Raw genomic sequence first — 13,442 nt, forward strand, 5'->3', positions numbered from 1 at the left:
AAACTCAACCTGATACCAGCTTAGTCTAATCATGTCATCTCTATCAACAACACCCTGCTTGCTGATATTGACGTTTAAGCAAACCTTCATGGTATTGCTGCAGGGCTTGTAAAAGAGACAGCTCCTTTAGTGGTTTACTCAACACTGCGTCAGCACCGGCAGCAATGAAATCATCATGGGTCTGCTGGAAAGCATCAGCCGTACAGGCAAAGATAACAGTATCTCGGTTTAAGTCATGGCGGATCAATTTCGTCGCTTCAATACCATTCATCACTGGCATATGGTTATCCATAAGGATCAGGTCATAATCTCGCTGTTTTACCATCTCGACTGCCTGTTGTCCGTTTTGAACGCATTGAACATGATGGCCTTGTTTTTCACAAAAAACTTTCGCAATCAAAGCATTAACTTTATTATCTTCCACGATTAAAACATCGAGCCCTTCTACCTTTACAGTGTTCAGGCTATCACTCAGCGCTGGCTTTACTGCCACCTGCCATTTTTCCAGAGTTAACTGCACCCCAAAAACAGTCCCCTTCCCAATCGTACTTTCTACGGATATCTCTCCATCCAAAAGTTCAACCAGTTTCTTAACAATAGACAACCCTAACCCGGAGCCACCATACCCTCGGGTAGTCGAACTTTCAGCCTGAACAAAGGGTTCAAATAATTTGTCAATCCGCTCTTTTCGTATACCGATCCCCGTATCAGAAACAATCAGCCGTAAGTTAACCTTTTTGTCATTTTCGGCCATTAATTCGACTGTCAATTTTATCGTGCCAGAATGAGTAAACTTCACGGCATTACTCAATAAATTAAGCAGAATCTGACGAATTCTAACATCATCGGCGAACAGGCGAAGTGATGCATCAAGCGGGTTGCAAACCTCAAGTGTTAACCCTTTCTGATGACACAAAGGTTGATAAATCTCAGAAGTTGAACGGATTAAATCCTCTAGCCGAAAGTCAATTTTATTTAGCTCTAGCTTACCCTGTTCAATTTTTGAAAAATCAAGAATATCATTAAGTAACGTCAATAAGTGGTTACCACTATCGTAAAGCACTTTCATCTGTTGCTGCTGCTCATGCTCCGTCAGTGTTTTCTGGATGATTTGTGCCATCCCTAAAATACCATTGAGCGGCGTGCGTATTTCATGGCTCATGGTAGCCAAAAACGCGGATTTTACCCTGTTAGCCTCTTCCGCTGACAGGCGAGCATTATAGCTGTCTTTCTCGGCTTGTTTTATCAATGTGATATCAAGCCCTTGGGCAATAACGGCATTGGTCTTACCGTTGACGATAATCGGTGCCATGTTCCATATAAATGAACGTCCTTGCATTGTATTAAGAACAATATCCTCAACGATATTGCCGGCAACAGCTTGCTGTAAATACACGGTGGCATCGCGTTCAAATTGTTCAAAATAACTTAGGAAATGAGACTTCTTAATATTAAAACCGAGGCATTTCTTTGCGGCCGGATTAATTTGTTTAAGCGTTAAATCGGCGTCCCATACAACAATGGGGGAAAACGCAAAGTTAAATAAATCATCTAAGGAACGTTCTTTCTCGGTAAGTTGAACTAGGGTTTCCTCAAAAGCTTTGCCAATACGGTTGAACTCACTGATTTTACCAAGATTATAAGGTTGGAGTTTGCTTTTCTGGGCAGCATTTCGCGCATAGTTAACCAACTGCTTTAGTGGTAGGAAAGTGCTTTGACGGAAAGAATAAACGGACAAAATGGCCAAGATTATAATCAGTACGGCCCCAATCAGTGCACTTTGCAAATATTGATTTTTTAACGTAACTATATTGTTGTTTTTGTGTAGGGTAACAAAAGAAATACCACTTAACTCATCTTCAACCTTAAGCGAGGTTTGATGCAATAAAAAGTTTTCAGATGCTTCTAGCTCAGATTGGGTAATATAACGGTTCAAGGTTAAATAATTGGGATCGTCCGGCCAGGCCGATGAGGCTAAGATCTGCCCATTATAGGTGATCATCAAAGCTTGGCTGCCACTGGCCTCTTGCATCATTTGCATCAGTGAGGCGTTATCATTCAGTACCACGGCAACGTACAGTGTCCCCTCAACTTTACCCGATCCGGCAGAGATAATAGGCGCCTTACGGAGCAGTATCTGGCTCTCACCCAATACGGTGGTTACAGACCGAAGATTCCAGTCGTATGCCGTTAAGCGTTCGGCAATCAGTTGGGTTAACTCAGGAACATCCAGCCCGAAATAAAGGCTATTACTGTCATTCCAGATCACTGTGTGACCACTGACTATAAATCGAAAGTCGGGGCTACTTTCAGGGGTGTTTGCATCAAGACCAAGAAAGTAATTGTCTAATACTCGCTCATCCTTTTTATCAAGGAACTGCTGAATTGCTGACTCAACAATACTGCTATCCTGGCCATAACGTAGCGCGGCAAGCTTAAAGTCTAAGACAGCATGTAACACTTTATCAATTTGCTCAAAACTGCGCTGGGTTTCCCGTTTTACAGCCTGGTAACCAGACTGGAAATTTAGCACCATCAAAGCAACGAAGACCACGGTGAAGCTAACCAGTAATAGCCTTAAGATAATCTGAGACAGCGGTTTTTCTTTTTGTTTTATCATCAATATCGCCTTATCTCGTTATTGGCCGGAATAACGAAAAGCACGGTGTTTTAAAGCAGTTACTTGTTCTTTGCTGCTCCCCTTGGTCACCAGCACCAACTCCCCAGAATAGACCAGTGGCACAGGTTTGCTTTGCAGATCAAGCTTAATTGCCTCAGCCATTGCGACACCAGTATCATCGTTCATTCGCATGACGGTTACATCTAAGTCACCTTTTTCAATGGCTTCAAGCTCAGCAGAGCCGCCCCCCCAGCCATTCACTTGTATCTTATTTTGCAATCCCATCTGTTTTATCGCATCAACGGCCCCAAGGGCAACATCGGTTGCACAAGCATAAAAAAAATCTAAATTAGGGTTTTCCTTCAATGCCAGCATGGCTGCTTGATAGGCTGATTCACGGTTCGCTTTTGTGTAGTACGAGGTTCTAAGTTTAATGGCTTCGGTACTTTGCATCGCATCAATGAAGGTGTCACCCCGAGCAGCACTTACGTAGCCCTTAGAAAAATACAACATGCCATACTCAGCACGCCGTGGGAACGCTGCTTTATAATAGTTCGCTAACATCCGGCTGCCTGTCGCGTGATCAAAACCAACATAAAAAAAGGGCTGTTTATCTTTCCAGGCCTTCAAGGGAGTCGTGATATTTTGCAATATAATTTTAGGATGCCCCTTGCTGACAATACGATCGATAAACTTTTTATGACGCAGGGTATCTAAAGTAAAAATCAAATAATCAGGATCAGTTTTTAACGCATCAAACAAGTGCCTGCTTTGTTCTCTTGGCTCTAACGAAGGTTTGGTGAAAAACGGCTCCAGTTGATAAGGAATGGCCAGCTCTGCCATCCTAGACTCAAATGCGGAGATATTTCTACGCCAATAGTCGGACACTTGCTCTGCAGGGTAGATCACCGCAACTTTTAATGGCCGCTTTATCTTTATCCGTTGTGGTTGTGCTGGCAGCTGAACTTGAGCAGAAAATGTTTTACTCAATTGTATTTGTTCGGGGTGGGCGATGAGGAACTCATTTAGCTCCCAATAATCTTTTAGGGAATCAGCTGCCATCACGAAGCTTGAAAAAAGGCCAATGATGAGCACACTATTGAGTTTGATTAGCAAGTTATCCATAACTAACAATCCATCCTTAATCGGTCTTGATATGCAACTAACTATAGTTGGCCCACCTACCACAAAAATAGTCCATTTCCGCATATGATGTGCGGTTATTAACGACCTATGTACTGATGAATGAATCATAACATTACGATGGCCTCCTACAACCTGATTTATACCAACTGTTCACCTCAAATAGTAATATACCCAAGCTACCTCAAGATGCTCGTTTCAGCGAGAATGACTGGGTTGGTGGGCAAGACGCTGCTTTGAATACATAGTCTTCTACGTTAAAAAGCAGCAACACAGCATACTGGCCCAGTCAACTCGCCCTACGGGAGTGATTCAGCAAACCCATTTCTGTGTCAAATGATGTTGAAAGGGGCAGCCATTCCTGCCGTCATTTTCCTTGAACTGGGCATGCTGCTATCACTCTGAATCCTGCATCTTGAGGTAGCTTGGGTATAGCGTTCACACACTCGGACGCAATATCCGAAGTGGCAATCTTAGCCACCTCTTATAAAGTTACATTATGATCAGTATTGTCATTGTCTCCCACAGTTTGAAGCTAGCAGAAGGGCTACTAGAACTGGCATCTCAGGTGACCCAAGGCAAGGTTGCGATCACCATCGCTGCAGGCCTTGATGATCCTGAAAACCCAATAGGTACAGATACAATCGCCGTCATGGAGGCCATCGAACAAGCGTACTCCGAAGATGGTGTTCTGGTATTCGTTGATTTAGGCAGTGCGATCCTCAGCGCTGAGACTGCGCTCGATTTAATGGAGCCTGCTCAAAGCAAAATAGTGCATGTCAGCGCCGCACCACTGGTTGAAGGTTGTATTGCTGCTTGTGTTTCTGCGGCGTCAGGCTTATCACTGAAGGCCGTCGTCAGGGAAACCAATAATGCCCTAGCCGCCAAATACCAAGCGCTTGACCAGCTATTGCAATCCGAAGAACCTGAACCCGAAGCTGTAGATGAGCACCTCAATCACGAGGAACGACTCAGCTTTTCATGGACAGTGCATCATCCTCATGGTCTCCATATTCGCCCTGCCGCAGTGCTCGTTGCATCTCTTCGTCCTTTTGAAGCCCAAATATGGTTGGAAAAAGCAGGCAAAACAGTCGACGCCAAAAGTATTAACAATCTACTGTCATTAAGTATCCAGCATGGCGACACACTCACATTCACAGCCTTTGGTCATGATGCCGAGCAAGTGATCAATACCTTGCAAAACCAAGCTAAGAAACTGTTTGGGGCTAATAGCGATAAATAGAACAGAGCAATACGAATTGCTCAGTTTTGCTGCTCGGATTGAAAATAGATCTCGCGAACAGAGGCATTGACGGCTTGCTTGAGCATATTGACAAACAACTGCTCAACGTCACTCAATGGGATGTTTTCTGGCGTCACTAGGTACACCTCAGCAACAGGTAAATGTTCATAGGGCGGCAGTTGCCATAAGAGCCCCTGTTCAACAAAAGGCCTTGCTCCCTCAACGGTCAGCGCACCAAAACCAACCCCAGCCAGAATTAATCGACGGATCTCTTCCTCATTCGAAGACACCGCCACCAGTTTTCCCCAGAACGGTTGTTCGGCGCGAAACTGGGCTATCGCGTTAAGCCCTTCACCAGGTTGATCACTTTCAAAGGAAATATAAGACAATCCACTGAGATCTTCTAAGTTCAAATCCGTTTTGCCAAACAAGGCGTGATTGCGACAACAATAGAATGCCATTTGTTCATAACCGAGCAAATCAAAACATAGCCCTGTTTGTGACGTTTTCTTATTACTTAAACCAATATGCAGCTCATCATCAGCCACCGCCCTGACAATATCCGCACTTGGTTGAGTGTTAATTGTCATTAACACATTGGGATACAAACAATGAAACTGTGCCAATGTTTGGTCAAAAGCCGGGCAATGGATATGGCTGGCGATCTGTATGTTTATCTCCCCTTGAACCGCCCCTTCATCACCCGAGAACTGCTCCGCCATATGGGAAAGGATCCCACTGGCTGAAGAGGCATACTCATACACTCTAAGCCCCTGATAAGTTAGGGTAAACACCCCCTTTCGCCTCATTATCAGCTGCATCCCAAGATGCTCTTCGAGTCTTTTCAAGGCATTACTGACACTTGGCTGGCTCAGCGACAGCTTTCTTGCGGCACCGGTAATACTGCTTTCATCAACAATAGTGAGAAACGTATACAACAGGTTCCAATCTAAATTTCGTAACAAGCGTTCCTGGGGCGATAGCATTTTGCAGTCCTATCCAAAGGGCCATATCCAGCACATAGCGAGGCGCTATGAATATCATAATTATTATCCATTTGTAAAATATTAACATTTTCACAACAATCATTTTGTGCACTTACGCTGTCATGACTCAATAGAGCTTGGCGGTAGGACAGCCATTGATATCGGCTCAGACTCCAAGGAAAACGATAATGAATAAAAAACTCTGCTCATTGGCACTATCAACATTACTTGCTGCGGCTCCACTATCCGAAGCACTGGCAAAAGAAACAACGACGCTACGTATCGGCACAGAAGGCGCCTATCCTCCATTTAACTATTTCACCGCCAACGGTCAGCTAGCAGGCTTTGATATCGAGATTGGCGAAGCGCTATGTAAAAAAATGGAGATGAAATGTACTTTCGTCGCCCAGGATTGGGATGGCATTATTCCTGCTCTTCTGGCAGGTAAATACGATACTGTGATTGCTTCTATGTTTATCACCGAAAAACGTAAAGAGAAGGTCGATTTTACCGACCCATACCAAAAATCTGCCATGACGTTTGTGGTGCCTAAAGACTCGGCACTGACTGATTTCTCTCCGAATGCACTAGCTGGAAAAACCATCGGTGCACAGGGTTCAACCACCCAGGCCGACTACCTAACGGCCTTATATCCAGAATCGGATGTCCGCCTATACCCCACCCAGGATGCCGTCAATCTCGATTTGGTTTCCGGCCGTCTTGATGCGCAGGTCGGCGATATGATCCCAATGCTCGATTGGACGCAAAAGTCTGACGACGGAAATTGCTGCAGACTCTCAGGTGAAACCATCACAGACCCGAAATATGTGGGTGATGGTGTGGGCATCGCAGTGCGTCAGGCAGACGATGCATTGCGGCTTAAATTAAACAAAGCACTGGCTGAAATTGTTGCTGACGGCACCTATCAAACCATCAATGACAAATACTTCTCGGTCAACATTTTAACCTTGCAATAACGCCACATTCACCGTCAGTTGTAGCTAGAAAATAATAAATATAAGTTCAGAGGATACTGTATGCAGTGGTTTGATTACCTGAGTTTTGGCAATAACGGCTGGGGAGATGAGTTGCTCAGTGGCTTGGGAATAACCCTGGCCTTGGCATTAGTCACATTACCTATCGGCTTGACTCTAGGCTTTGCAGTTGCTGCCGCATCTGTATCCGGAAAACCTGTCCCCCGTTCAATGGCGTTACTTTTTACAACGACAATTCGGGGGCTTCCAGAACTACTGACCTTGTTCATGATTTACCACGGTGCAGGGCTGCTGATCAACAGCACCTTGAAGTGGTTCGATTCGGAGGCCGGCTTTTTTGAGCTAAGTCCCTTTATCGCTGGCACGGTAGCATTAGGACTGGTGTTTGGCGGATATGCCGGAGAGGTGCTTCGCGGTGCATGGCAAGCCCTGGATAAAGGACAACGGGAAGCCGGCCAAGCGATTGGCTTAAGCCGCCTACAAGTTTTCTTTCATATTGAATTACAACAAATGCTTCGCCTGGCACTGCCGGGGCTGGGCAACCTGTGGATCAACCTGGTCAAAGATACCGCGCTGGTCTCTGTAATCGCCTTAAGTGATTTGATGCGAATGGCAAATGTGGCCGTCGGCGCAACGAAAAAGCCATTTCTGTTCTTCCTGACAGTCTGCCTGGTCTACTGGGTGATTTGCATCTTCTTCGAGTGGTGCATCGCCAAAATGGAACAAAGAGCTAACCGCGGTATTCGCGCGTCATAACTGTTGAAGGATATATCCCATGTTTGAAATGCTGATCAACTACGGGCCGAAGTTGCTCGATGGCGCAGTCATGACCCTAAAGCTAACGTTCATAGCCGTTGCTATCGCGTTACTGCTATCGCTACCTTTAGCCATGCTACGACAGACCAAAGTTGCGCTATACCAATTCCCTATTCGCCTTTATGTCTCTTTTTTTCGTGGTACACCATTATTGGCGCAACTATTTCTTGTTTATTATGGTTCGGGGCAGTTTCGTCCGGAGTTAACCGAACTAGGGATCTGGTGGTTTTTCCGTGACCCCTATTATTGTGCGCTGTTTACCTTCGCTTTGAATTCAACAGCTTACCAGATTGAAATCCTTCGAGGTGCGCTGCAGGCCGTCCCGTACGGTGAAATTGAGGCTGGTATTGCCATCGGTATGCCACGGCCTTTGCTATACCGGAAGATTATTTTGCCCCATACCTACCGGATTGCATTCCCGGCTCTTGGTAACGAAATCATTCTGATGCTCAAAGGTGGTGCTATTGCCAGTGTGATCACTTTGCTGGATCTCATGGGCCAGACCCGCCGGGTTTTCTCCCAGACGTTTGATATCTCAGTGTACTTTTGGACTGCCTTGTTTTACTTGGCCATCACGAGTCTCTTCGTAATGGGATGGCGCCTAATTGAACGCCGCCTGACCCGGCACCTTCATTACAACAATCAAAACCACATTAAAACACAAGATATTCACACTCAGGCTCCTGAGGCAATGACCACCCAATTGGAGGAACCTACCCATGTTCGTTAAGCCCGATACCGAATATGCCTTGCAAGCAGATGATCTGCACAAATCCTTTGGTGACGTAGAGGTTCTAAAAGGGGTTTCCCTGGCGGCAAAAAAACACGATGTCATCAGTATCATTGGTTCCAGCGGTTCTGGGAAAAGTACATTTTTACGTTGCCTGAACTTACTGGAGTTACCCAATTCAGGCAGGATCCGAGTGCATGGTGAGGAATTGAACCTCTCTTTGAACAAAAAGGGGAAAACCTCAAAGCACTTCCAACAACAAATTGAACGCACGCGTGCTCACCTCGGCATGGTATTCCAGCAGTTCAATCTATGGTCCCATATGACTGTGCTGGAAAATGTCATGCTAGGCCCCTGCGCGGTACTCAAGCGCAACCGTAGCGACGTTGAGGCTCAGGCCAAGGCACTGCTCGACCGTGTTGGTATGCTTGAGAAACGTCATATGTACCCAGACCATCTTTCCGGAGGCCAAAAACAGCGCGTCGCCATCGCACGAGCGTTAGCCATGGATCCTGATGTGATGTTATTTGATGAGCCCACATCTGCGTTAGATCCGGAACTTGTCAATGAAGTCTTACTGGTGATTCGTGAGCTAGCTCAAGAAGGACGAACAATGATCATGGTGACCCACGAAATGCGCTTTGCCTGTGACGTATCATCACAAGTCGTTTTTCTCCACCAAGGGCGTATCGCCGAACAGGGCCCGCCCGAACAACTGTTTAACAACCCACAATCAGAGCATCTGCAGCGTTTCTTATCGTCACAGTACTAATGCGCTGATTTACACTCTTTATAACACCGAAAATTCACATCGATTGAGTTCGAAGGGCCTACTGATGCCCACAGCAAAAGGATAATGCCATGACTACGAATGAATTGAAGACACCATACCTGGTTTTTCTTGGAGATGCTGAAGACCTATTGATGGCTAAGGTTGCCAAAGGGGTTGCGTACTGGCGTCCTGAAAAATGTTTAGCCCAAATGCGTCTGGAAACAGCCAAAGCCGACCTGGGCCTGACTGAAATGTCGATAAAAGAAGCAGCTGATGCCGGGGCCAAAACCTTCATCCTTGGCTTGGCTCCGATGGGAGGTACGCTGCCACAAGAGTGGATCCCACTGCTAATTGAAGCAATGGAATCAGGCATGGATATCGCTAGTGGGCTGCATATTCGCCTCAATGATATCGAAGATCTAACAGCTGTCGCTCAACGTACCGGCCAGCGGATGATTGATGTGCGTAACCCCCAGCAAACATTAGAGTGCGGCACCGGATCACCGCGTTCTGGTAAACGTTTATTGACGGTGGGCAGTGACTGCTGTGTCGGCAAAATGTTCACCGCCCTTGCGATTCACAAAGAGATGGCAAACCGCAATATCAATGCATCATTCCGAGCCACTGGCCAGACGGGAATTTTGATTGAAGGATCCGGGGTCCCCGTTGACGCAGTCATCTCAGACTTTACGGCTGGCTCGGTTGAGCAACTTTGTCCGGCAAATGATGAACAGCATTGGGACATTGTTGAAGGCCAAGGCTCCTTGTTCCATCCGGCTTATGCCGGTGTCAGCCTCGGGCTTTTGCATGGTGCACAAGCTGATGTGATCATCTTGTGCCATGAGGTTGGCCGTACCCAAATGGATGATATGGAAGGCTATCCTGTTCCGGATTTTGAAACATTAATCAAAACTAACCTAGAGCTCGGCGCGTTAACCAACCCCAATATTCGCCTGGGCGGAATTGCTTTGAACACCTCAGCCCTTGAGGAAGAGCAAGCACTAGAGGAAATCGCACGTTATCAGGAACAATACGGTGTTCCCGTTGTTGACCCAGTCAGAACCGGCGTTGCTGCTATTGTTGACGAGCTGGAGAAATAATCATGCGTAAACTCTCTGTTAAGGTTGAAAAGTGGCCACTAAAACAGCCCTTCGTGATTTCTCGTATGGATCCGATGCTACATGGCGAGGTCGTCGTGGTTGAAATCGAACAAGACGGCGTCATCGGACGCGGCGAATGTGAGCGCAGCGATGTGTTTGAACCGGGCTATCCCCCAGTTATCGAGGCTATCGAAGATGCCCGCGAAGCCATTGAGCAAGGAGTCACTCGTCACCAGCTACTGGAGGTCATGCCTGCAGGCTGTGCCCGGAACGCCGTGGATTGCGCCCTGTTCGATCTGGAAGTAAAACAATCAGGAAGCCATGGCTGGCAGCTAGCCGGGTTGGAGCATAGCCCCCTCCCCGTTACTACCGTGTTCACCCTCTCGCTAGACAGCCCCGAAGAAATGGCTGCAATGGCAGCCAAAAACAAAGATCGACCGCTTCTAAAACTGAAACTGGGCCGAGAGGGAGATATCGAGCGGGTAGCAGCCGTTCGCGCAGCAGCGCCTAATACGCGATTAGTCATTGATGCCAATACCGGCTGGAGCCTGGAACAGCTGCAAGGCTACCTTCCCAAGCTGGCAAAACTTGGGGTAGAGATGGTGGAGCAACCACTGTCGCCAGCTCAAGATCACTTGTTGGAACTCGTTGATCCGATCATTCCGATTGCGGCCGATGAATCCTGCATCGACCGCAGCTCTCTGCCGGGTCTGAAAGGCCGCTATCAGATTGTTAACATCAAGCTGGATAAAACCGGAGGCATGACTGAAGCACTAGAGCTGATGAAAGAAGCACAAAGCCAAGGGTTTGACATCATGGTGGGTTGCATGATTGGTACCTCGCTAGCGATGGCTCCGGCCTTGTTACTGGCACAGCAGGCTCGCTGGGTTGACATCGATGGCCCACTGCTGCTTTCCAAAGACAGGGCTGATGGCCTCATTTACCAAGGGAGTACCGTGCTCCCGGCAGAGTCGGATATCTGGGGTTAATATCACTTCAACCTACACACCCTTCGCCGTCGTGGCACTGTAATTCAGGGCCACGACCAAAAACACACAGCTCAGCACGTTTACCCCTTTAACCAAGCCATAATAATTAAAACTTTAATTTTCTCATCGAATTCTCAAAGGCATCTCAATTTTTAACGCCATCTATCACCTAGCCATAAATTACGTCGAAGCAGCAAACAAGATACCACATTGCAAATGATAATATCATTCACTCCTATAATCAGACATTAATCACCAGCATATTACCTTCATATTTATTGTGGTTATTCTTGATACTGAGCTTGATCTAAAGTATTCACAAACAATACTTCAAACAACAAATAGACAATTAAAAAAGCTAGGTTACTGTGTTTAATAAATATGTGGTAATAACTTTACTTTTTATTCTAAACAGCCCATCGTTTGCTGGAACGTTACTGCCCGTTACCGTAAAAACACATCAGTACAGTATCGCTGCATCACCCAACAAGCCACCTATCCGACTGAATCAAATACACTCTTGGACTATAGGTATTAAGGATAAAGCGGGCCATCCCATTCAAGGATTGCAGTTCTCTGTACAAGGAGGAATGCCCGCTCATCAGCATGGTTTTCCCACACAGCCTCTACTAATAGGTGAGCCTAATCCCGGTGAATATATCATTGATGGCCTGAAATTTAATATGTATGGAAAATGGCAAATAGAATTAATAGGTTCAGGCTTAAATCCTCAATTCCATCACATAATAGAAATTGATATAGATCATGCTAACTCCAATTAAAATATTTATTGTCATAATATCTACTATGACAATATTAGTTGCTGGTTTAATTAAATATAACTCTATGCCTATAGCAACACATTGGACTCAAGAAGAATTAGGCGTTCTTCGAAGTTTACGTCTTCCTAATATATGGGAGGTAAATGATCCCTCTAATGATTATCTGCACAACTCACAGGCAGTATTACTTGGAAAGTTACTTTTTGGTGATACTCAACTAAGCCGTTCTAAGCAAATTGCTTGTGCTAATTGCCACCAGCCAGAACACTATTTTACCTTAGCGCATAACAGCGACATTTCATTAGATAAGCAGGTTCCATCACTATTGGGCGTTGCCAATTTCAACTGGTTTATGCTCGATGGCAGTGCTGATAGCCTATGGGCCCAGGCCCTAAGGCCACTCGAGAACCACATTGAGCATAACGGCACGCGTACCCAATATGCGCTGCATGTCCTTAGCCACTATCCACAACTTTACCAAGCTGTTTTTGATCATATACCCGAAGAGCTTGTCAATACACCCTTGCCAAAGCAAGCTTCTCCAACTAGCCAGTATTTGACAGAGCAGGAACAATGGCAACAACTAGACACTCACACACAAGAAGCCATCAACCGTGTTTTCGCTAACATCGGAAAATCCCTCGCCGCCTATCAGGCAACCTTGTGGCCGAAAGATTCGCGTTTTGATCGCTACATCGATCAGATCACAACATCGATAGAAAAGCCTGTTGATGACCAAGTCCCTCTGTTAAATGCAAACGAAATAGCAGGGCTGAGAATTTTCATCAGCGAGCAAGGGCAATGTCTTCGTTGCCACAATAGCCCGCTGCTATCAAACGGTGACTTTCACGCCACAACCGTTCCCTTACCTCACCCTGCCGCGCAAAAAGGTCGCTTGGCTGGGATTGAATATGCGATTGCCGATCCATTCAATTGCCTAGGGAGCTATAGCGACAGCGAGTCATCTCAATGCAAAGAGTTGCTATTTAGCAAAAGGGCCTCTTACGAGCTTGAAGGGGCAACTAAAGTACCTACTTTGAGAAATGTCGCAGCAACTGCCCCTTATATGCATGCAGGGCAATTTAGCACACTCATCGACGTACTCAACTACTACAACCGAGCGGCTACGCCTTTCGGCACACATTCAGACTTAGCACCACTGAAATTATTACCCTATCAACTCAACCAACTCGAAGCATTTCTCTTAACGTTGACTGAAGAGCCCAGCAACGGATCAGCGAAATAACCCAGGGTTAATTTGGGGAG

Annotated in this window: 12 protein-coding genes; 9 read left to right on the forward strand and 3 right to left on the reverse strand. The window is 46.1% G+C overall.

Translation table 11 applies throughout. From position 1 onward, the window contains the following. Positions 1-43 precede the first annotated feature (43 nt). Positions 44-2,620 carry a LuxQ periplasmic sensor domain-containing protein gene (locus AC51G0_RS20085; RefSeq protein WP_496303422.1) on the reverse strand — a complete coding sequence of 859 codons (2,577 nt, stop codon included), beginning with the start codon at positions 2,618-2,620 and terminating at the stop codon, positions 44-46. Positions 2,621-2,638: 18 nt separating this feature from the next. Further along, on the reverse strand, positions 2,639-3,745 hold the full coding sequence (locus tag AC51G0_RS20090) for an autoinducer 2-binding periplasmic protein LuxP (RefSeq protein WP_496303423.1): 1,107 nt from the start codon (positions 3,743-3,745) through the stop codon (positions 2,639-2,641). A gap of 517 nt (positions 3,746-4,262) precedes the next feature. Between AC51G0_RS20090 and dhaM the strand changes: the two genes are divergently transcribed. Continuing rightward, positions 4,263-5,006 carry a dihydroxyacetone kinase phosphoryl donor subunit DhaM gene (gene dhaM / locus AC51G0_RS20095; RefSeq protein ID WP_496303424.1) on the forward strand — a complete coding sequence of 248 codons (744 nt, stop codon included), beginning with the start codon at positions 4,263-4,265 and terminating at the stop codon, positions 5,004-5,006. Between the two features lie 20 nt (positions 5,007-5,026). Here dhaM and AC51G0_RS20100 read toward each other — a convergent pair whose 3' ends face one another. Continuing rightward, positions 5,027-5,992: a LysR family transcriptional regulator gene (locus tag AC51G0_RS20100; RefSeq protein ID WP_496303425.1), complete on the reverse strand. Its 966-nt coding sequence runs from the start codon at positions 5,990-5,992 to the stop codon at positions 5,027-5,029. Positions 5,993-6,180: 188 nt separating this feature from the next. On the opposite strand from AC51G0_RS20100, the gene AC51G0_RS20105 reads away from it, so the two are divergent. From AC51G0_RS20105 to AC51G0_RS20140, 8 genes are all read left to right on the forward strand, one after another. Beyond that, positions 6,181-6,969 carry an ABC transporter substrate-binding protein gene (locus tag AC51G0_RS20105; protein WP_496303426.1) on the forward strand — a complete coding sequence of 263 codons (789 nt, stop codon included), beginning with the start codon at positions 6,181-6,183 and terminating at the stop codon, positions 6,967-6,969. 60 nt (positions 6,970-7,029) lie between these two features. Then, positions 7,030-7,743, forward strand: a complete 714-nt coding sequence (locus AC51G0_RS20110) for an ABC transporter permease (protein WP_496303427.1) — start codon at positions 7,030-7,032, stop codon at positions 7,741-7,743. A 19-nt stretch (positions 7,744-7,762) separates the two neighbouring features. After that, positions 7,763-8,533, forward strand: a complete 771-nt coding sequence (locus AC51G0_RS20115; RefSeq protein ID WP_496303428.1) for an ABC transporter permease — start codon at positions 7,763-7,765, stop codon at positions 8,531-8,533. Continuing rightward, the gene (locus AC51G0_RS20120) at positions 8,523-9,305 is read left to right on the forward strand and encodes an ABC transporter ATP-binding protein (protein WP_496303429.1); all 783 of its coding nucleotides are present in this window, start codon (positions 8,523-8,525) and stop codon (positions 9,303-9,305) included. The genes AC51G0_RS20115 and AC51G0_RS20120 overlap by 11 nt, the downstream gene beginning before the upstream one ends. An 89-nt stretch (positions 9,306-9,394) precedes the next feature. Further along, positions 9,395-10,405, forward strand: a complete 1,011-nt coding sequence (gene dgcN / locus AC51G0_RS20125; protein WP_496303430.1) for an N-acetyltransferase DgcN — start codon at positions 9,395-9,397, stop codon at positions 10,403-10,405. Between the two features lie 2 nt (positions 10,406-10,407). Further along, positions 10,408-11,394, forward strand: coding sequence for an N-acetyl-D-Glu racemase DgcA (gene dgcA, locus AC51G0_RS20130; protein WP_496303431.1), 987 nt, complete (start codon positions 10,408-10,410; stop codon positions 11,392-11,394). Positions 11,395-11,762: 368 nt separating this feature from the next. Further along, on the forward strand, positions 11,763-12,176 hold the full coding sequence (locus AC51G0_RS20135) for a FixH family protein (protein WP_496303432.1): 414 nt from the start codon (positions 11,763-11,765) through the stop codon (positions 12,174-12,176). Between the two features lie 64 nt (positions 12,177-12,240). After that, positions 12,241-13,422, forward strand: coding sequence for a cytochrome-c peroxidase (locus tag AC51G0_RS20140; RefSeq protein ID WP_496303433.1), 1,182 nt, complete (start codon positions 12,241-12,243; stop codon positions 13,420-13,422). Positions 13,423-13,442 lie beyond the last annotated feature (20 nt).

The organism is Photobacterium sp. HL06 (genome assembly GCF_059552575.1).